Raw genomic sequence first — 18,972 nt, forward strand, 5'->3', positions numbered from 1 at the left:
CGCATTCCGGACACGGCACGGGCTTTTTTTTCCATTCGAACCCCAGCGGAGATTCGGAGAACCATGAACGCGCGAAAGGCACCGGAATTCCCCGCGTGGCCGCAGTACGACGACGCCGAGCGGAACGGACTGGTCCGCGCGCTCGAACAGGGTCAGTGGTGGCGCATGGGCGGGGACGAGGTGAACTCCTTCGAGCGCGAGTTCGCCGAGCACCACGGCGCCGCGCACGCGCTGGCCGTCACGAACGGCACGCACGCGCTGGAGCTGGCCCTGCAGGTCATGGGCGTCGGCCCGGGCACCGAGGTGATCGTGCCCGCCTTCACCTTCATCTCCTCGTCGCAGGCGGCCCAGCGGCTCGGCGCGGTCACCGTCCCGGTCGACGTCGACGCGGCCACCTACAACATCGACCCGGAAGCGGTCGTCGCCGCCGTCACCCCGCGCACCAAGGTGATCATGCCGGTGCACATGGCCGGGCTGATGGCCGACATGGACGCGCTGGCGAAGATCTCCGCCGACACCGGCGTCCCGCTGCTGCAGGACGCCGCGCACGCGCACGGCGCGCGCTGGCAGGGCAGGCGCGTCGGCGAGCTGGACAGCATCGCCACCTTCAGCTTCCAGAACGGCAAGCTGATGACGGCGGGCGAGGGCGGCGCGGTCGTCTTCCCCGAGGGCGAGACCGAGAAGTACGAGACGGCGTTCCTCCGGCACAGCTGCGGCCGTCCGCGTGACGACCGCCGCTACTTCCACAAGATCGCCGGCTCCAACATGCGGCTCAACGAGTTCTCCGCGTCCGTGCTGCGCGCCCAGCTGGCCCGCCTCGACGAGCAGATCGCCGTGCGCGACGAGCGCTGGGCCCTGCTGGCCCGGCTGCTCGGCGAGATCGACGGCGTCGTGCCGCAGGGTGGCGACGTGCGCGCCGACCGCAACTCCCACTACATGGCCATGTTCCGCGTCCCGGGGCTCACCGAGGACCGGCGCAACGCCCTGGTCGACCGGCTCGTCGAAGCCGGGCTGCCCGCCTTCGCGGCGTTCCGCGCGATCTACCGCACCGACGCCTTCTGGGAGCTCGGCGCCCCCGGCGAGAGCGTGGAGACGCTCGCGCAGCGGTGCCCCAACACCGACGCGATCAGCCGGGACTGCGTCTGGCTGCACCACCGGGTCCTGCTCGCCGGCGAGCCGGCGCTGCACGCGACCGCGGAAATCATCGCCGACGCGGTGGCCGGGGCATGAACGTCCGGGCCGCGGTGGTCGGGCTCGGCTGGGCCGGCCGCGAGCTGTGGCTGCCCCTGCTGCGCGAGCACGCGGACTTCGAGGTGGTCGCCGCCGTGGACGCCGACCCGGCGTCGCGGCAGGCGTTCACCAAGGCCACCGGCATCCCCACGCACGCCGCGGTGTCGGCGCTGACCGCGCGCGACGTCGACCTCGCCGTCGTCGCGGTGCCGAACTACCTGCACACCGAGGTGGCGGGCGCGCTGCTGGCCACCGGGATCTCCGTCTTCCTCGAGAAGCCGGTGTGCCTGACCTCCGCCGAGATCGACGTCCTCGCGGCGGCCGAACGCAGCGGCGGGATGCTGCTGGCCGGCAGCGCCGCGCGGTACCGCGGCGACGTCGGGGCGCTGCGCGACCTCCTGCCCGAGCTGGGCGAGATCCGGCACGTCGCCATGGGCTGGATCCGGGCCAGGGGCGTCCCGCGGGCCGGCGGCTGGTTCACCCAGCGCGAGAAGGCCGGCGGGGGCGCGCTGTACGACCTCGGCTGGCACCTGCTCGACACGCTCGCCTTCCTGCTCGGCCCGGCCGCGTTCACCCAGGTCATCGGCGTGACCTCGGACGACTTCGTCAACGCCGGCGCCTGGCGCGCGGCGTGGCGGCAGGACCAGCTGGGCGCCGACGCCGCCGACGTCGAGGACACCGCGCGGGGCTTCCTGGTCCGCGACGACGGCGTCTCGGTCTCGCTGCGGGCGAGCTGGGCGTCGCACCAGGCGCGGGACGTCTCGGTGATCCACGTCGAGGGCACGGCCGGCACCGCGGACCTGCGGTGCACCTTCGGCTTCAGCCCCAACCGCGAGCCGGAACCCGTGCTGTCGGTGACCCGCGAGGGCACCACGACCCGGCTGCCGGTGCCGCCCGAGCGGATCGGCGTCGAATACACGCGCCAGGTGGGCGACCTCGCCGCGATGCTGGCCGATCCCGGCAACCGCGGGCGGGCCGTCGCCGAAGCGCGGCCGATCGTCCAGATGATCGAGAACTTCTACGCCTCCGCGGGCTCGGCGCGCGGCGCGGTCCCGGCGTACCAGTAGAGAGGGCGCTCCATGACATTCCCGATCGTCGACCGGCCGGACACCGGGGCCGATCCCTCGGCACCGGCCCGGCACGCGGTCATCTTCGACCTCGACGGCGTCGTCGTCGACAGCTTCGCGGTGATGAGCGAGGCCTTCGCCATCGCCTACGCCGAAGTAGTCGGGGACGGGCCGGCGCCCTTCGCGGAGTATCGGCGCCACCTCGGCCGTTATTTTCCCGATATCATGCGGATCATGGACCTTCCGCCGGCAATGGAAGAACCCTTCGTCCGGGAGAGCTACCGCCTCGCGGACCAGGTGCAGGTCTTCGACGGGGTCACCGAGCTGCTGCTGACGCTGCGGGCCCGTGGCCTGCGGCTGGCCATCGCCACCGGCAAGAGCGGGCCGCGGGCCCGGTCGCTGCTGCAGAACCTGGGGCTGCTCCCGTTCTTCGAGCACGTCATCGGCTCGGACGAGGTCGCCCGCCCGAAGCCGGCGCCCGACATCGTGCGGCACGCGCTGAGCCTGCTGGACGTCCCGCCGGAGCAGGCCATGATGATCGGCGACGCCCCGACCGACCTGCAGAGCGCGCGCGGCGCCGGTGTCGCCTCGGCGGCGGCGTTGTGGGCGCCGCCGGACGACATCGGCGAGCTGCTCGCCGCCGGTCCCGACGTGGTGCTGCGGCAGCCGGCCGACCTGCTCGCGCTCTGCCCGTCGCTGCCTGGCCGCTGACGAAGTGTTCCACCTCGGTATCGACGTCGGCGGCACGAAGGTCGCCTTCCGCGTCGAGAAGGACTCCGTGTGCGTCGAGGAGACGTCGTTCTCCTGGGGCGCCCGGCGCAGCGCGGAGGACGACCTGGCCCAGCTGACCGCCCACGTGGCCGGCCTGCGCGAACGCCTCGGCGAGCCGGCGGCGGTCGGCGTCGCGATGCCCGGCACGGTCGGCTCGGACGGCCGGGTCAAGACCTGGCCCAGCCGCCCAGAGTGGACCGGCGTGGACCTGGGGACGACGTTGCGCTCACTGTTCCCCGAAGCGGCGGTCGCCTGGGCGGACGACGGCGACCTGGGCGCACTGGCGGAGGCCAGGGCATCGGGCTGCGAGAACCTCCTGTACATCGGGGTGGGAACGGGCATCGGCGGCGGCCTGGTCCTGGGCGGCGTGCCGTGCCCGGGCCTCGGCCGCGGTTCGTTCGAGATCGGCCACGTGATCGTCGAGATGGGCGGGGTCCGGTGCGTCTGCGGCCGCCGCGGCTGCCTCCAGGCGCTGGCCTCCGGCCCGGCGACCCTCCGCCGCGCGTCGTTGTTGCGCGGAGCGGACGTCAGTTATTACGGGCTGCAGCGAGCGTTGCGCAGCGGAGAGCCGTGGGCGGCCGACGCGCTCGAGGGGACGACCCGGGCGTTGGCCGCGGCGGTGACGGGGGTCCAGGAGCTGGTCCACCCGGACCGCGTCCTGATCGGCGGCGGCTTCGCGGCGGGGATCCCGGAGATCGTGCCGTCGGTGTCGGGGTTCCTCGCGGACCTGGTGCGCCAAGGCCAGGCCCCGCTGCAGGTGGAGCCGGCGGCGCTGGGCGGGTTGTCGTCACTGCGGGGAGCGGTGGCCTTGGCCGGGTTGGTGGCGGCGGGGGAGCTGCCGTGAGCGTCGACTTCGCGGCTTGCGGTGGTCGGCTCGCTGGCTCAGCGCGCCCGGATCGGGCCGCGCTGCCGGAGCGGGCCGCGCTGCCGGGCCGAGCCGCATTGCCGGGCTGGGCCGGGCCTAGCCGCGCTGCCGGAGCGGGCCGCGTCGGTTGACGCGGTCACCCTCGGCGCTCGGCCGGGCGGGTAGAGATGCTGCGAGCCTCCCGGAGGTCGCGGTGCGCGGTACGGGCCTCCCGTGGCGCGCAGGGGCCAGGCGTCGCGACCGGTCAGAGCGGGCCGCGATGCCCTGCACCGTGGCCCTCGCCGGTTTGCTGGCGGCGGGGGAGCTGCCCTGAGCGCTCACTTCGCGGCTTGCGGTGGCCGGCTCGCCGGCTCGGCGCGCCTGGTCGTGGCCCTGCTGTCGGGTCGGGCCGCGTTGCCGGATCGGGTTGCGCTGCCGGGCCGGGTTGCGCTGCCGGGTCGGGCCCGCTGCGGGGCCGGGTCGAACTACCGGTTCTGGCCCCGCTGCTGGACCGGGTCGCACTGCCCAGCGCTGTGGCCCTCGCCGGTTCGATCGCGGCCGAAGCGCTGCCGTGACTGCTCACCTGCGGGATCCCGCGCGCCGCTCGCGTGCGTAGGTTCGGCGCCATGGGCACTCTGGTTTCCTTCCACGCACACCCCAACGACGACACCACCACCTGCGGCGGCGTCCTGCGCAAGGCCCACGAGGACGGCCACCGCGTCGTGCTCGTGCTGGCCACCCGCGGGGAACTCGGGTACAACCCGGACGGCCTGCTCGCCGAGGGCGAGACCCTGGGCGACCGCCGGGCCGTCGAAGCGCGGGCGGCCGCCGACGTGCTCGGCGTGGACCGGCTCGAGTTCCTCGGCTACACCGACTCCGGGATGGTCGCCGCCGGCGAAGGCAGCACCTTCCAGACCGCCGACGTCGAGGAAGCCGCGCAGAAGCTCGCCGCGATCCTGCGCGAAGAGCACGCCGACGTGCTGACCGTCTACGACGAGAAGGGCACCTACGGCGACCCCGACCACATCCAGGTCCACCGCGTCGGCACGCGGGCGGCGGAACTCGCCGGCACGGCGAAGGTCTTCCAGTCCACCATCAACCGCGAGCAGATCAAGGCGAACCAGCACGCCCTCGCCGAGCAGGCCGGCGTCGAACTGCCCGCCGGGCCGGACTTCGGCACGCCCGAAGCCGAGCTCACCTGCCGCGTCGACGTCTCCGCCTACACCGAGTACAAGCGCAAGGCGCTGCTCGCCCACGCCAGCCAGATCACCCCGCAGTCCACGCTGTTCACGGACCTGCCGGAAGACACGTTCCGGACCATGTTCGGCACCGAGTGGTTCATCCGCGCCGGCCAGGGCCCCGGGATCACCGAAACCGACCTCATGGCGTAGGCACCGCCGTTCCCACCTTCCGGGCCGCACCGCACGGGCACCCGCCCGCGCCGTGCGGCCCGCGTCGTCGAAATTCACTGGAGGCCCTGTGGTTTATGCGTTCGACCCCGAGCTCGCCACCGCCGTCCCGGCGCTGCCGATCACCGACCTCGGCGACCTCGCCACGGCACGGGCGGCGGTCACCGAGCTCAAAGACCGGCTGCCCGTGCCGGACACCGCGGGCCTGCGGATCGACGACGTCCGGGTGCCCGGTGACGGGCACGAGGTGGCGTTGCGCGTCTACCGCCCGGTCCGGCCGGTGACCCCGGCCGCGCTCTACTTCGTCCACGGCGGCGGGTTCGTGGTGGGCGACCTCGACGTCGCCCAGGTGCCGTGCGTCGAGCTGGCCCAGGCGCTGGGGATCGTGGTCGTGTCGGTGGAGTACCGCCTGGCCCCGGAGACGCCCTACCCCGGCCCGCTCGAGGACGTCTACACCGGCTTGTGCTGGCTCGCCGCCCACGCGGCCGAGCTGGGCGTGGACCCGGCCCGGATCACCACGTACGGCATCAGCTCGGGCGGGTGCCTGAGCGGCGGACTGGCGCTGCTGGCCCGCGACCGCGGCGGCCCGCCGATCGCCTACCAGTTCCTCGACGCGCCGGTCCTGGACGACCGGCTCGAGACGCCGAGCATGCGCGCCTTCGTCGACACGCCGTTGTGGAACCGGCCCCAGGCCGAGCTCAGCTGGGACGCCTACCTCGGCCCGGGCGTCCGCGCCACGGAGGCGGTCCCGCCGTACGCGGCCCCCGCCCGCGCGACCGACCTGAGCGGGCTGCCGCCGGCGTATGTCGCGGTGAAGCAGTTCGACCCCCTGCGCGACGAGGGGATCGCCTACGCGGTGGCGATGCAGGCGGCCGGCGTCAACGTGGAGCTGCACCTGTTCCCGGGCACCTTCCACGGCTCGGCCCGGTGCACGGACGCGGCGATCAGCCGGCGTGAGCAAGCGGAACAGCTCGCCGTCCTGCGGCACGTGACCACCCGCTGATCCTGGGAAAAGCGGCCCTTGCGCGCCACGGAAAAGTCCTTATATGGTGTATAAGAACTTGTCGGACGCAATTCGCTACCGGGGGAGCCCTCTTGCGCGAAATGCACGCCACGGTGACGGAGACCGAAACCCGGAATCCACGGCGGTGGGTGATCCTGGCCGTCATCTGCATGGCCCAGCTGGTCGTCCTGCTGGACAACACGATCCTGAACCTGGCGATCCCCAAGCTCACCGAGGAACTCGGCGCGACCACCGTCGACATCCAGTGGATGATCAACGCCTACGCGCTGGTGCAGTCCGGGCTGCTGCTCACCGCGGGCAGCCTCAGCGACCGGTACGGCCGGAAACGCGCGCTGGTGATCGGTCTGCTGTTGTTCGGGTTCGGCTCGCTGGCCGCGGCGTTCAGCCAGTCGTCCGGTCAGCTGATCGCCGCCCGGGCCGGCATGGGGATCGGGGGCGCGCTGCTGCTGACGACCACGCTGGCCGTCGTCATGCAGGTCTTCGACGGCGGGGAACTGCCGAAGGCGATCGGGCTGTGGAGCGCGGTCAGTTCGTTCGGCTACGCCAGCGGCCCGCTGATCGGCGGGGTGCTGCTCGCCCACTTCTGGTGGGGTTCGATCTTCCTCATCAACATCCCGGTGGCGCTGCTCGGCTGCCTCGCCGTGGCGAAGCTCGTGCCGGAGTCGAAGAACCCGGAGGGCGAACGCCCCGACCTCCTCGGCGCGGTCCTCTCGACGATCGGCATGGCCGGCGTCGTCTACGCGATCATCTCCGGTCCCGAGCACGGCTGGACGTCCACCGGCGTGCTGCTCGCCGCCGGGGTGGGCGTGGCCGGGCTGGCCGCCTTCGTGCGGTGGGAGCTGCACGTGCCGAACCCCATGCTGGACATGGGGTTCTTCCGCAACCGCCGGTTCGTCGGCGCGATCTCCGGCGGCCTGCTGGTCGCCTTCGGGATGGGTGGCTCGGTCTTCCTGCTCACGCAGCAGCTCCAGCTCGTCCTGGGCTACGGCCCGCTGGACGCGGGGTTGCGGACGGCGCCACTGGCGCTCGTGGTCGTCGCGCTGAACGTGGCCGGCATCGGCGCGAAGATCCTCGAAAAACTGGGCACCGCGCGCACGATCACCATCGGGATGACGCTCAACGCGGGCGGGCTCGCCGCCGTCGCGCTGCTGGGCACGCCCGTGCGCGGGTACGAGTGGATGCTGGCCGGCCTGCTGCTCATGGGCGCCGGCATCGCGTTGGCCATGCCGGCCATGGCCAACGCCATCATGAGCTCGATCCCGCCGGCGAAGGCGGGGTCGGGAGCGGGTGTGCAGGGCACGGTGAACGAATTCGGCAGCGGGCTCGGCGTCGCCATCCTCGGCGCCGTGCTCAACTCCCGGTTCGCCGCGCTGCTGCCCGCCGGCCTCGGCGCCGGTGCGGCGGGTTCGCTGCACCAGGCGCTGCTCGCCGCTCCGACGCCCGAGCTGCGGACGCAGGTGCACGCGGCCTTCGCCGACGGCCTGCGCGCGAGCGAGCTGATCGGGGCGCTGGCCGTCGTCCTCGGCGGCCTGGTCGCCGGTCTGCTGCTGCGCCGGGCCGCCCGGTCGGCGACGGCGTCCCCCTGATCGGGCAGGGTGCGTGGCGCCACGCACCCTGCCCCCCTTACCGTGGGACCTCCGGCGGGAAGGGAGGGCGACGATGGCCAAACGGGCCTCGCAACCACGCGAAAGCGTGTGGCTTTCCCCGCGGCCGGCCCGCAAGCACCGGGCCGGCGAATCCGAGCTCGACCGCGAGAAGATCGTCGCCACCGCGGTCCGCGTGCTCGACGCCGAGGGCGACGCCAAGTTCTCGATGCGGCTGCTGGCCGAGGAACTCCACGTCACGCCGATGTCGGTGTACTGGTACGTCGCGAACAAGGACGACCTGCTCGAACTGGCCCTCGACGCGGTGGCGGGCGAGATCGAGCTCCCGTCGATCGACGAGGGCAACGACTGGCGCGAGGACCTGCGTGCCATGGCCCGCGCGTGGCGCCGCACGATGGTGGCCCACCCGTGGGCGATCCGCTGCTACGGCGAGTACCTGAACATCGGCCCGAGCAGCCTGCGGTTCACCGAGTGCGCCCAGGCGGTGATGGCCCGTTCGCCGCTGCCGCTGAAGGACCGCTCGGCCGCGCTGAACGTGGTCTTCCAGTACGTCTACGGCTTCACGGCGACGGAAAGCCGCTGGCTGGAGCACCTCGCCGAGACGGGCCGGACGGCCGAGGAGTTCGCCGCCGAGGTGAGGGGCAGCATGGCGGCGATGTCGTCGGCCCTGGAGCGGGGTGGTCTGTTGGAGCGCGATGGCGGGGAGTCGGTGGAGGAAGCGCGGGACCGGGACTTCGACCGCGGGTTGGACTGGCTGTTCACCGGGATGATCTCCGGCGCGTAACCCGGGCAAAAAGCTTCGGCCGGCCGGGAAACCCGGCCGGCCGAAGCGAGGAACGCGCTACCAGGTGACGGGCAGTTCGGCCAGTCCCTGGAACGCGTCTCCCGGCTTGACCCGGACTTCGTCGGCCGGGACAGCCAGGCGCAGGTCCGGCAGCCGGTCGATCAGCCGCCGGAAAGCGATTTCCATGATGGCGCGCGCGTGGTTCATGCCCGCGCACTGGTGCGTCCCGAACCCGTAGGTCAGGTGGTCGCGGAACGCCGGGCGGTGCCAGTCCAGCCGGTCGCCGTCGTCGTAGGCTTCCTCGTCCCGGTTGATGAGCGAGAACAGGAAGAACACGCCGTCACCCTTGCGGATGGTGGTGTCCGCGTCGACCTCGATGTCGTCCGCCGCCACCCGCTGCAGGCCGTCGGGGACGACCACGAACCGGGTCAGCTCGTCCACCGCCGCCGGCATCAGCGACGGGTCGGCCCGCAGCTCGGCCAGGCGCTCCGGGTGCTGCAGCAGCGTGAAGGCACCCAGCCCGATCGAGCTCGACGTCGTGTCGTGCCCGGTGACCAGCACGATGAGGAACATCTGCAGGATTTCCTCGTGGTCGATGTCGCTCGCCGGGTCGCGCTCGGCGAGCAGGTCCTGCAGGAAGCCCTCTTCGCCGGGGTTCTGCTGGGCCTTGTCGATGAGCTTGGTCAGGTACGCCATCAGCTCGTCGTAGGCCCCGCCGGCGTCCGGCCCGAACAGGATCTGGTGCGCCTTCTTCTCGAAGTAGTCCTGGTCCTCGTGCGGGATGCCGAGCAGATCGCACAACGCCATCAGCGGCACCGGCGAAGCGAACTTCTTGAGCAGGTCCGCGGGCGCGCCTTCGGCGATCATCTCGTCGATCTGCCGGTCGACGATCTCCTGGATCCGCGGCCGCAGTGAGTCGATCCGCTTGACCGTGAACCCGGCCTGCACCAGCTTGCGCCGCGCCCGGTGGGCCGGGCCGTCGACGCCCACCAGCGCGGTGAGCAGCTTGATGACCTTCTGCTGGACGTCGGTGAACTCGACGGCCGCGGCCGCGCTGACCATCGGCCACGCGGGGTTGGTCCGGTCACTGGAGATGCGCGGGTCGAGCAGGAGCTTGCGGGCCAGTTCGTGCCCGGTGACCGCCCAGGCCTTGCGGCCGTCGTAGAGGGTGACCTCGGCGATCGGGCGCCGGTCGGCCAGCGGCTCGTAGCCCGGCGCCGGCTGGTACGGGCAGGTGCGGTCTTGCGGGAAGGCGACGGTCTCGGTCAAGGGAAAACCTCCTCGGACGTACAGGTGGCCTCAGGACGCCGGGGCGGCCAGGCGCACCGGCAGGTCCTTGGTCCGGGTGAAGCCGGGCCGCAGGATCCACGGGATCTGGTCGCGCGGCACCGCGAGCGTCATGTCCGGGAACCGCGTGTACAGCCCGCGCAGCGCCACTTCCGCCTCCAGGTAGGCGACGTGCTGGCCGAGGCAGCGGTGGATGCCCTTGCCGAAGCCGAGGTGGCTCTCGCTGCCGACGGCGAGCCGGTCGATCTTCAGCTTCTCCGGCTCCGGGAACTTCCGCGGGTCGCTGTTGGCCGCCATGATCAGCGGCACGATCGGCATCCCGCGCGGGATCACCGTGCCGCCCACCTCGATGTCCTCGGTGGCGAACCGCGGCTGCCCGAACTGGATCGGGCCCAGGCGCTGCAGTTCGCGCACGGCCTGCGGCCACAGCGTCGGGTCCGCCTTCAGCCGGGCGAGCTGGTCCGGGTGCTCGTGCAGGGCCAGCACCGAGTTGCCGATCAGGTAGGTCGTCGTCTGGTGCCCGGCGGTGACCAGGCTGAACAGGATGCCGACCAGCTCGTCGTCGGTGGCGATGCCCGGGTTCTTCGCCTGCGCCTCGACGAGCGCGGTGACCATGTCGTCCTTGGGCTCGGCGCGCCGGCGCTCGATCATGCCGCGGGCGGCGATGAGGGTCTTGCGGACCTCCTCGGGCAGCCGCTTGCCGTCCAGGGTGGCCATCGCGTCGCTCCACGCGCGCCACTGGGGGCGGTCTTCGGCGTCGACGCCGACCAGCTCGCAGATCACCGTGACCGGCAGCGGGTAGCAGTACGACTCGACGAGGTCGATCGGCGTGCCGTCACCGCCTTCGGCTTCGAGCTTGTCGAGCAGCTCCGAGGTCAGTGCCTCGACGCGGGGGCGGAACTTGCCGACCCGGTGCGCGGTGAGCGCGTAGGAGACCAGCTTGCGCAGCCGGGCGTGCTCTTCGCCGTCGGAGGCGTTGATCAGGTTCTTCAGCCAGGGGATCAGCTCCTCCGGCATGTCCAGGTGCCGGAAGACGCCGTTGCGGATGTCCTCGGCGGGGGAGTCGGCCAGCGGGTTGCACTGGAACCGCTGGTCCATCAGGACCTGGCGCACGTCTTCGTAGCGGGCGGCCAGGTACATCGGCGGCCCGCCCATGAACCCGCCGATCTGCAGCGTCGGCGCCTCGCGCACCGCCGCGTGCGCTCCCCACGGGTCGGCGACCACTTCCGGGGAGAACAGGTCGACCGGTTCGGCCGAAGTCTCGGCAGTGGTGGTCATGGATTCTTCCTTTCCTGTTGGATCCGGCCGCACACAGTCCACAATGGACGCCTGCGCGGTCAGTGCGTGGCGACGAACTCCTTGAGCGAGCCGATCACGTACTCGATCATCTCCGTGGTGATCCCCGGGTAGACGCCGATCCAGAACGTCCGCTCGGTGACGGTGTCGCTGTTGGTCAGCGGGCCGGCGACGCGCTGCGGCTTGCCGATGTAGGCGGGGTGGCGGGTCAGGTTGCCCGCGAACAGCCGCCGGGTGCGGATGTTGCGCGCCTCGAGGAAGTCGACGACCTCCGGGACGTCGAAGCCCGCGTCCGGCTCCACCGTGATGATGAACCCGAACCAGCTCGGGTCGCTGCCCGGCGTCGGCTCCGGCAGGATCAGCCCGGGCAGGCCGTCGAGGCCTTCGCGCAGCTGGCGCCAGTTGCGCTTGCGGGCCTCGATGAAGTCCGGCAGCTTCGCCAGCTGGCTCAGCCCGAGCGCGGCGTGGATGTCGGTGCTCTTGAGGTTGTAGCCGACCTCGGAGAAGACGTACTTGTGGTCGTAGGCCTCCGGCAGCGTGCCCAGGTGCAGGTCGAACCGCTTGAGGCAGCGGTCGTCCTCGCCCGGCTCGCACCAGCAGTCGCGGCCCCAGTCGCGGAACGACTTCGCCAGCTTGGCCAGCTTGATGTCCGAGGACAGCAGCATGCCGCCCTCGCCCATGGTCAGGTGGTGGGCGGGGTAGAAGGACACCGTCGAGAACCGGCCGAAGGTGCCGGTCAGCTGCCCGTTGTACGTCGAGCCGACGGCGTCGCAGTTGTCCTCGATGAGGTGCAGGCCGTGGCGCTCGGCGATTTCGGCGACTTCCGCGACGGGGAACGGGTTTCCCAGCGTGTGCGCGATCATGATGGCGCGCGTGCGCGGCGAGATCGCCGCTTCGACCCGCTCGGCCGTCGTGTTGTACGTGCGGAGCTCGATGTCGACGAACACCGGGATCATGCCGTTCTGCAGGATCGGGTTCACCGTGGTCGGGAAGCCGGCGGCGACCGTGACGACCTCGTCGCCCGGCTTGAGCTGTTCGTCGCCGAGCGTCGGTGACGTCAGCGTGCTCAGCGCCAGCAGGTTCGCCGACGAACCGGAGTTCGTCAGGACCGCCTTGCGCCGCTTGAGCTTCCGGGCGAAGGCGGACTCGAACTTCGTCGCGGTCGTGCCGGAGGCGATGCGCAGGTCGAGCGCGGCGGCCACCAGGGCCTCGCGGTCGGCGGCGTCCAGCACCGCCCCGGACGACAGGATCGGTGTCTGCCCCGGGATGAACGGCGCCGTCCCGGGGGACTGGGCGTCGTGGTAGTCGCGGACCTGCGCCAGCAGGTCCGATCGGGCTGAGTCGACCATGTCGTATCGATCCCCTGCTCGTCGATTGCGGACCCAACGCTTTGAAATCACGCTAGAAGCGCGGAAAGGAGGGGACATCCCTCAACGTGGTAGGCCGCGGCGGGCAACCGGCCGAGACTACCCGCGTTGGTGATGGCCTGCGCCGGTGTCGTGGGCAAGCTGGAGCCGACCACGAGCCACCCCTGGGAGGACGATCTTGTGAAGGTTCTTAATCTCGCCGGGGTCGCCCCGTCGACGGTGTTCAGCCACGTCCCGCTCGCGAACGCCCTGCGCAACGCCGGGCACCAGGTGATGACCACGGCGTCGGTCGACGAGATGGTCGACACCGTCGCCGGCGTCGGGCTGTCCGCGGTGCGGACCACGGCCCCGGGCGTCTCCCCGCGGCAGGTCATCGCCGACAGCGGCCTGACGCACGTGCCCGAGGACCCCCGCGAACGCGAAATCATGGCGGGCCGCTGGTACGCGCACATGGAGTACGTGACACTGGACGCCCTGCTGGCGTTCAGCAAGGACTGGCGCCCGGACGTCATCATCAGCGGCGTCACCTCCTACTCCGGCCCGCTGCTCGCCGCCCACCTCGGCGTGCCGTACGTGCGCCACGCCTGGGACATCCACAGCCCGAGGCTGATGGACCAGGGCGCCGAAGACCAGCTGCGCGACCAGCTGAAGGAACTCGGCCTCGACGGCCTGCCCGAGCCCGCGATGACCATCGAAATCGCGCCGCCGAGCCTGCTGCCGGAAGACCTCGCGGGCGGGCAGCCGATGCGGTGGATCCCGGGCAACTCGCAGGCCGTGCTGGAACCGTGGATGTACGCGAAGGGCGCGGGTACCCGGATCGGCGTCACCATCGGCACCGGTGTCGCGAACTACAACCAGTACGACTTCCTGCAGGCCGTCGTCGAGCAGGTCGCCACGCTGGACGCCGAAGTCGTCGTCGCCGTCACCGAGGACGCCGCGCCGGAGCTGCGCGAGCGGCTGGAGAACGTGCGGGCGGGCTGGATCCCGCTGGACGTCGTCGCGCCCACCTGCGACGTCCTGGTGCACCAGACCGGCGGCAGCACCATGATGACGGGGCTGAGCTTCGGCGTGCCCCAGGTGCTGCTCCCCGACCCCAACCTCTACCGCGCGAACGAGATGGCCCGGCGCCTCGCCGAGACCGGCGCCGCGGTCGTGCTCTCGCCGGAGGAAGCCACCAGCGAGGTCATCGCGAAGACGTGCGGCGAGCTGGTCGCCGACCCGGCCTTCAAGGCGGCCGCGGACGGGCTCGCCCGGGAGATCGCCGCCCTGCCGTCGCCGAACGAAGTGGCGTCGCTCGTCGAGCGGCTCGTCCGGGAAGCGTCCTAAAAGGACATGGGTGGCATCAGCACCCGCAGCATGTCCGTGCGCCCGCTGGCCATCGACGGCGCCCACCTGGTCACGTCCACGCCCTTCGGCGACGAACGCGGCGACTTCTTCGAGGTCTACCGCGAGGACGTGCTCACCGAGGCGCTCGGCTACCGGCCGCGGCTCCTGCAGACGAACGTCTCGACGTCCTGCCGCAACGTCGTGCGCGGCGTGCACGGGGCGACCACCCCGCCCGGCCTGGCCAAGTTCGTGACGTGCCTGCGGGGTTCGCTGCTCGACTTCGTCGTCGACGTGCGGACCGGCTCGCCGACGTACGGGCAGTGGGACATGATCGTGCTCAACTCCCGCGGCGGCACGGCGGTGTACGTGGAGGAGGGCCTCGGCCACGCGTTCGTGGCCATGGAGGACGACACGTGCGTCCAGTACCTGCTGTCCGACCTCTACCGGCCGGCGGAGGTCCTCACCGTGCACCCGCTGGACCCGGAAATCGGCCTTCCGCTGCACCTGCCGGGCGAGCCGATCCTGTCCGAGCGCGACGCGGCGGCCCCGACGCTGGCCGAGGCCGGCGAGCGCGGGCTGCTGCCGCGGTACGAGGAGTGCCTGGCCTTGCGGGCCGCCCGGGTGCGGCTGACCGAGGTGGCCACCGCTTCTTGAACCGGCACAGGGGAAAGGCCCGGGACCGCGGTCCCGGGCCTTTCCCCTGTTCGGTCTAAAGGGGTCAATTCAGAATGACTTTGCGGAGGCAGACCACAGAGCAGGCCAGGCTGATGACGGTTTGATGGACGTCGGAGCGTCGTTCGGTGCGGATGCGCAAGCGACCAGGCGGCGGTACTTGTCGTGGTCGTAGCCGCGATCGGCGTAGAGCCGACGTGCTCGGCGTCGAGGCTGCCGACCGTGCCGCGGATCGGCGGGATGGCGGTGCGGCGCGGTCATCGGCACGCTTGCCGGCCCGGGTAGCGGAACCGCCGCGGGTGCGCCGGAAGCAGCGGCTCGAGCCGCTCCCACAACCCTAGAGCTGGTCCAGTGCCGAGCTCAGCGTCTCGCCGAGGAAGTCCAGGTCGGCGTCCGTGGCGTTCAGCGGCGGAGCCACCAGCAGGCCTTCGCCCGTGCGGTCGGGCCGGAAGCCGACGTACGGGTACAGCAGGAGCCCCTTGCTCCGGGTGATCCGCATGACGTCGCCGAGGGTGCCCGGGGCCAGCTCGATGCCGTGGAAGTAGCCCAGCCCGTGCACGTCCGTCACCGCGGACCGGCCCCGGACCGCGTCGGCCACCAAGCGGCCCAGTGCCGCACCGCGGACTTCGTCGCGGTCGAGCGCGCCCAGGTCGTCCAGCACCGACAGCACCGCCAGCCCGGCCCGGCCCTGCAGCGGCGTCGCCGACATGGTGCCCATCAGCGGCAGCCACTTGCCGCTGGTCATGATGTCCTCGGCCAGGTCCGGCGAGATCATTGTGGCGGCCAGCGGCACGTACCCCGCGCCGAGGCCCTTCGACAGCGTGACGATGTCCGCCGCCGAGCCCGGCGTGTGGTGGGAGGCCAGCGGCAGCCCGGTGCGGCCCAGTCCGGTGAGGACCTCGTCGTGGATCACCAGGACGCCGAACTCGTCGCAGACCTCGCGCAGCGCCTTGAGGTACCCGGCCGGCGGCACGTACCCGCCGCCGGTGGTGCCGTTGACCGGTTCCATCAGCACCGCGGCGACCGTCTCCGGCCCGGCCGCGACGATCGCGTCGCGCACCGCCCGCACGCACTCGACGCGGCAGGCGGGGAACGGGCAGCCGAGGTGCTGGCCGGGGTAGGGCGGGTTGAACGCGGGGGCGAGGCCGAAGCTGTCGTCCTCGTGCGGCCGCCGCGAGCGGTGGCCCGACAACGCGAGCACGAACGCGCTGTTGCCGTGGTAGCCCAGCGTCGAGGTCAGGATCTTGTGCCGTCCCTCTTCGCCGCGGGCCCGCTGCACCAGCCGGGCCAGCGCGATGGCGGACTCCGTCGCGTGCGTGCCGGTGGGGGTGAACATCACCCGGTCGTCCGGCCGGTGCACCGCCCGCGCGGTGGCCGCGGCCAGCTGCTCCATGAGGTCGGGCGCGAACGTGCCGGGGCTGGCGTAGGTGCAGATCCCGACCTGGTCGCGCAGCGCCTCGACCACCGTGGGGTGGGCGTGGCCGATGTTCACGTTGACGATCCCGCTGGCGCCGTCGAGGTACCGCGTGCCGTCCGAGGCGTACACCCAGGACCCGGCGGCGTGGCTGTAGGGGATCGGGGGGATCTGCAGCCGGGCCGCCAGCAGCTGGGACGGCGCTTTCTGCACGGTCATCGTCACGGTCGAATTCCTCCTGGCTCGGTGGCGTGATCGGCGTGGACCCTCGCCTTGGTGCGGATGTCGTCGACGAGCACGGCCTGCCGCAGCACGTCGTCGTTGCCGGGGAGCCGTCCCGAACGGACGGCGGCCGCGAACGCGTCCAGGGTGTTGGCCACCTGGTCGTCGGGCGGCAGCGGGATTTCCTCGACGCCCGAACGCCGTTCCAGGCGCAGCACCGGAACGTGGCCGGCGGGCGGGGTGAAGGCGTGGTCGAGGACGAGCCGGCCTTCGCTGCCCCAGAGTTCGTAGCCGGACCGGTAGGCGTGGTCGATCCCGAAGGTCGCGGACGCGCCCACGCCGTCGGCGGTGCACAGCAGCGCCTGCCCGGCGGACTCGACGGGGTGGCCGTGGCGCCGGGTGAGCACCGCCGCGACGACGTCGATTTCGCTGCCCAGGAAGGACATCGCGGCGCGCACCGGGTAGACGCCGGTGTCCAGCAGGGCACCGCCGCCGAGGTCGGCGCGGTGGCGGATGTCGCCGGGCGGCCGGGCCGGCACGGCGAACGCGGCGTGGAACGCGCGCAGGTCCCCGATGGCGCCGTCGGCCAGCAGCTTCCGGACCGCCACGTGCTGGCTGTGGTGGAGGAACATGACGTTCTCCATCAGCACGAGCCCGGCCGACCGCGCGGCGGCGATCAGCTCGCGGGTCCGCGACACGCTGGTGGTCAACGGCTTCTCGGCGAGCACGTGCTTGCCGGCGGCCAGCGCCCGCTCGATCCACCCGGCGTGCGCGGTGTTCGGCAGCGGGAGGTAGACGGCTTCGACGTCGTCGAGGTCGAGCAGCGCCGGATAGCCTTTGACCGCCCGGCAGCCGTAGGTGCGGGCGGCGTCCGCGGCCTTGCCGGCGTTCCGGCTGGCGATCGCCGCGATTTCGGTGCCGGGCAGGGCCGCCATCGCCGGGAGCAGCTTCCGGAGGGCGATGCTCGCGCACCCCATGATCCCGATGCGCAGTGGGGCCACAGGATCTCCTTCGGCGCAGGCGGTTTCCGGCACTGAACGGCCCTCACGCTAGGACGGGCGCGCAGTGCCGGGCATCCCTCGTCCTGATAGCGGTCGCGCCGGAAACCGGCCGGACGACTTCGCTGCCGCTGAGCGGCGGTCCTATCAGGTCGGGGGATGCCCGCCGCGCGGTGCCCGGCTTAGGCTCGCCGCAGCCGAGGAAGGGAGTGACGTGGTCCACAGCGCGATACACGAGGACACGGCACGGGACGGACGTTCCGACGCCGTGGCCGACGACGCCGTGATGTCCATGGCGGACTTCCACTCCTGGTTCAACGCGCGAGCGCGCGCCAACAGCTTCCAGGTGGACCGGATCCCGTTCGCGGACCTGTCCGGCTGGGACTTCGAGCCGGACACCGGCAACCTGGTGCACGCCAGCGGCCGGTTCTTCTCGGTCGAGGGCCTGCGCGTGCGCACCGACCGGCCCTGGGTGGGCGAATGGGCCCAGCCGATCATCGTGCAGCCGGAAATCGGCGTGCTCGGCATCCTCGTCAAGCGGTTCGGCGGGGTCCCGCACTGCCTGATGCAGGCGAAGATGGAGCCGGGCAACATCAACGGCCTGCAGATTTCACCGACCGTGCAGGCGACCCGCAGCAACTACATGAAGGTCCACGGCGGCGCGGCCACGAAGTACATGGAGTACTTCCGGCCCGGCTCCCGTGGCCGCGTGCTGTTCGACGGGCTGCAGTCGGAGCAGGGCTCGTGGTTCCTGCACAAGCGCAACCGCAACATCGTCGTCGAGACCGACGACGACGTGCCGCTGGACGAAGACTTCTGCTGGCTCACCCTCGACCAGATCCGGCGCCTGCTGCGGCTGGACCACATGGTGAACATGGACTCGCGGACAGTCCTCGCGTGCGTCCCGCCCGCGCTGGCGCGGCCGGACGGCCGGACGGCGGGCGACGGCTCGTTCGTCGAAGCGGTCCACCGCTCGCTCTCGGGCCGCGGCCGGGCCGTGCACGAGCCGGGCCACGTCCTCAGCTGGCTCACCGAGGTGCGGGCGCGCCAGGAGCTGGTGCAGCGCCGGGTGCCGCTGAAGGAGATCGCCGAGGACGGCTGGCGCCTCGGCCACGACGTCATCGACCACTGCGACGGCAAGTACTTCGACGTCGTCGCGGTGTCGGTGGAAGCGAGCAACCGCGAGGTCACCGCGTGGACCCAGCCGCTGGTGGCGCCGCGGCAGTCCGGCCTGCTGGCGTTGCTGGTCAAGCGGATCGGCGGCACGCTGCACGCGCTGGTGCAGGCCCGCAGCGACGCCGGCACGCTCAACATCGCCGAGCTGACCGCCACCGTGCACTGCCAGCCCGGCAACTACGCCGACGCGCCCGCGGAGCACCGTCCGCCCTACCTCGACTACGCGCTGGCCGCGCCCACCGGCCGGGTCCGGCTGGACGTCGTGCATTCCGAGGAAGGCGGCCGGTTCTACCACGCGCAGAACCGCTACCTGGTGATCGAGGTCGAGGACGACTTCGCCGCCGAGCCCGACGACCGCTACCTCTGGACGACGCTGAGCCAGCTGATGTCCCTGCTGTCGCACAGCAACTACCTGACGGTCGAGCTGCGCAGCCTGATGGCGGGCATGCGCAGCTTCTGACGCAACGGTAAAGGGCCGGTC

Annotated in this window: 16 protein-coding genes and 1 pseudogene; 11 read left to right on the top strand and 6 right to left on the bottom strand. The window is 71.9% G+C overall.

What is annotated here, in order from left to right; all coding sequences use genetic code 11:
• The first annotated feature begins 63 nt into the window (after positions 1-63).
• From rifK to ACLJPY_RS38835, 8 genes are all read left to right on the top strand, one after another.
• Positions 64-1,230 (top strand): 3-amino-5-hydroxybenzoate synthase, encoded by a 1,167-nt coding sequence (gene rifK, locus ACLJPY_RS38800; protein ID WP_410595973.1) that lies wholly within the window; start codon positions 64-66, stop codon positions 1,228-1,230.
• Positions 1,227-2,297, top strand: coding sequence for a Gfo/Idh/MocA family protein (locus ACLJPY_RS38805; protein ID WP_410595974.1), 1,071 nt, complete (start codon positions 1,227-1,229; stop codon positions 2,295-2,297). Before rifK ends, ACLJPY_RS38805 begins: the two co-directional genes overlap by 4 nt.
• Positions 2,298-2,309: 12 nt before the next feature.
• A complete protein-coding gene (locus tag ACLJPY_RS38810) occupies positions 2,310-3,008 on the top strand; it encodes an HAD-IA family hydrolase (protein WP_410595975.1) in 699 nt (232 codons plus the stop codon).
• 4 nt (positions 3,009-3,012) lie between these two features.
• Entirely contained in the window at positions 3,013-3,912 is a 900-nt protein-coding gene (gene rifN, locus ACLJPY_RS38815; protein ID WP_410595976.1) for a kanosamine kinase, read from the top strand.
• Positions 3,913-4,538: 626 nt separating this feature from the next.
• Positions 4,539-5,303 carry a PIG-L deacetylase family protein gene (locus ACLJPY_RS38820; protein WP_410595977.1) on the top strand — a complete coding sequence of 255 codons (765 nt, stop codon included), beginning with the start codon at positions 4,539-4,541 and terminating at the stop codon, positions 5,301-5,303.
• Positions 5,304-5,391: 88 nt separating this feature from the next.
• A complete protein-coding gene (locus ACLJPY_RS38825; protein WP_410595978.1) occupies positions 5,392-6,324 on the top strand; it encodes an alpha/beta hydrolase in 933 nt (310 codons plus the stop codon).
• A 101-nt stretch (positions 6,325-6,425) separates the two neighbouring features.
• Positions 6,426-7,931 (top strand): MFS transporter, encoded by a 1,506-nt coding sequence (locus tag ACLJPY_RS38830; RefSeq protein ID WP_410596063.1) that lies wholly within the window; start codon positions 6,426-6,428, stop codon positions 7,929-7,931.
• A gap of 73 nt (positions 7,932-8,004) precedes the next feature.
• Positions 8,005-8,733, top strand: a complete 729-nt coding sequence (locus tag ACLJPY_RS38835) for a TetR/AcrR family transcriptional regulator (RefSeq protein ID WP_410595979.1) — start codon at positions 8,005-8,007, stop codon at positions 8,731-8,733.
• A 57-nt stretch (positions 8,734-8,790) separates the two neighbouring features.
• Here the strand turns inward: ACLJPY_RS38835 and ACLJPY_RS38840 are convergent, their stop codons facing one another.
• From ACLJPY_RS38840 to rfbH, 3 genes are read right to left on the bottom strand one after another with little or no spacing between them, the layout of a single operon-like run.
• Positions 8,791-10,002, bottom strand: a complete 1,212-nt coding sequence (locus tag ACLJPY_RS38840) for a cytochrome P450 (protein WP_410595980.1) — start codon at positions 10,000-10,002, stop codon at positions 8,791-8,793.
• Positions 10,003-10,032: 30 nt separating this feature from the next.
• Positions 10,033-11,298, bottom strand: coding sequence for a cytochrome P450 family protein (locus ACLJPY_RS38845; RefSeq protein ID WP_410595981.1), 1,266 nt, complete (start codon positions 11,296-11,298; stop codon positions 10,033-10,035).
• Between the two features lie 59 nt (positions 11,299-11,357).
• Positions 11,358-12,665: a lipopolysaccharide biosynthesis protein RfbH gene (rfbH, locus tag ACLJPY_RS38850; RefSeq protein ID WP_410595982.1), complete on the bottom strand. Its 1,308-nt coding sequence runs from the start codon at positions 12,663-12,665 to the stop codon at positions 11,358-11,360.
• A 198-nt stretch (positions 12,666-12,863) separates the two neighbouring features.
• Here rfbH and ACLJPY_RS38855 point away from each other — a divergent pair, with 198 nt between their 5' ends.
• Positions 12,864-14,009: a glycosyltransferase gene (locus tag ACLJPY_RS38855; protein ID WP_410595983.1), complete on the top strand. Its 1,146-nt coding sequence runs from the start codon at positions 12,864-12,866 to the stop codon at positions 14,007-14,009.
• 30 nt (positions 14,010-14,039) lie between these two features.
• A complete protein-coding gene (locus ACLJPY_RS38860; protein WP_410596064.1) occupies positions 14,040-14,663 on the top strand; it encodes a dTDP-4-dehydrorhamnose 3,5-epimerase family protein in 624 nt (207 codons plus the stop codon).
• Between the two features lie 171 nt (positions 14,664-14,834).
• On the opposite strand, the pseudogene ACLJPY_RS38865 reads toward ACLJPY_RS38860, so the two are convergent.
• The 3 genes and pseudogenes from ACLJPY_RS38865 to ACLJPY_RS38875 all read right to left on the bottom strand — a co-directional run.
• Positions 14,835-14,938, bottom strand: a pseudogene (locus ACLJPY_RS38865) (IS5/IS1182 family transposase); the annotation flags it as partial.
• Between the two features lie 80 nt (positions 14,939-15,018).
• Positions 15,019-16,314: an aspartate aminotransferase family protein gene (locus tag ACLJPY_RS38870; protein WP_410596065.1), complete on the bottom strand. Its 1,296-nt coding sequence runs from the start codon at positions 16,312-16,314 to the stop codon at positions 15,019-15,021.
• Between the two features lie 2 nt (positions 16,315-16,316).
• Positions 16,317-17,318 carry a Gfo/Idh/MocA family protein gene (locus ACLJPY_RS38875; protein WP_410595984.1) on the bottom strand — a complete coding sequence of 334 codons (1,002 nt, stop codon included), beginning with the start codon at positions 17,316-17,318 and terminating at the stop codon, positions 16,317-16,319.
• 265 nt (positions 17,319-17,583) lie between these two features.
• On the opposite strand from ACLJPY_RS38875, the gene ACLJPY_RS38880 reads away from it, so the two are divergent.
• Entirely contained in the window at positions 17,584-18,951 is a 1,368-nt protein-coding gene (locus tag ACLJPY_RS38880) for an NDP-hexose 2,3-dehydratase family protein (RefSeq protein ID WP_410595985.1), read from the top strand.
• Positions 18,952-18,972 lie beyond the last annotated feature (21 nt).

Source organism: Amycolatopsis sp. lyj-23 (genome assembly GCF_046549135.1).
Taxonomy (GTDB): Bacteria; Actinomycetota; Actinomycetes; order Mycobacteriales; family Pseudonocardiaceae; genus Amycolatopsis.

What these genes read in the sequence shown, in the direction of transcription:
- rfbH (WP_410595982.1), bottom strand. Translation starts at nt 12,665, where the DNA reads ATGGTCGACTCAGCCCGATCGGACCTGCTGGCGCAGGTCCGCGACTAC.
- ACLJPY_RS38835 (WP_410595979.1), top strand. Translation starts at nt 8,005, where the DNA reads ATGGCCAAACGGGCCTCGCAACCACGCGAAAGCGTGTGGCTTTCCCCG.
- ACLJPY_RS38805 (WP_410595974.1), top strand. Translation starts at nt 1,227, where the DNA reads ATGAACGTCCGGGCCGCGGTGGTCGGGCTCGGCTGGGCCGGCCGCGAG.
- ACLJPY_RS38870 (WP_410596065.1), bottom strand. Translation starts at nt 16,314, where the DNA reads ATGACCGTGCAGAAAGCGCCGTCCCAGCTGCTGGCGGCCCGGCTGCAG.
- ACLJPY_RS38830 (WP_410596063.1), top strand. Translation starts at nt 6,426, where the DNA reads ATGCACGCCACGGTGACGGAGACCGAAACCCGGAATCCACGGCGGTGG.
- ACLJPY_RS38845 (WP_410595981.1), bottom strand. Translation starts at nt 11,298, where the DNA reads ATGACCACCACTGCCGAGACTTCGGCCGAACCGGTCGACCTGTTCTCC.
- ACLJPY_RS38860 (WP_410596064.1), top strand. Translation starts at nt 14,040, where the DNA reads ATGTCCGTGCGCCCGCTGGCCATCGACGGCGCCCACCTGGTCACGTCC.
- rifK (WP_410595973.1), top strand. Translation starts at nt 64, where the DNA reads ATGAACGCGCGAAAGGCACCGGAATTCCCCGCGTGGCCGCAGTACGAC.
- ACLJPY_RS38820 (WP_410595977.1), top strand. Translation starts at nt 4,539, where the DNA reads ATGGGCACTCTGGTTTCCTTCCACGCACACCCCAACGACGACACCACC.
- ACLJPY_RS38810 (WP_410595975.1), top strand. Translation starts at nt 2,310, where the DNA reads ATGACATTCCCGATCGTCGACCGGCCGGACACCGGGGCCGATCCCTCG.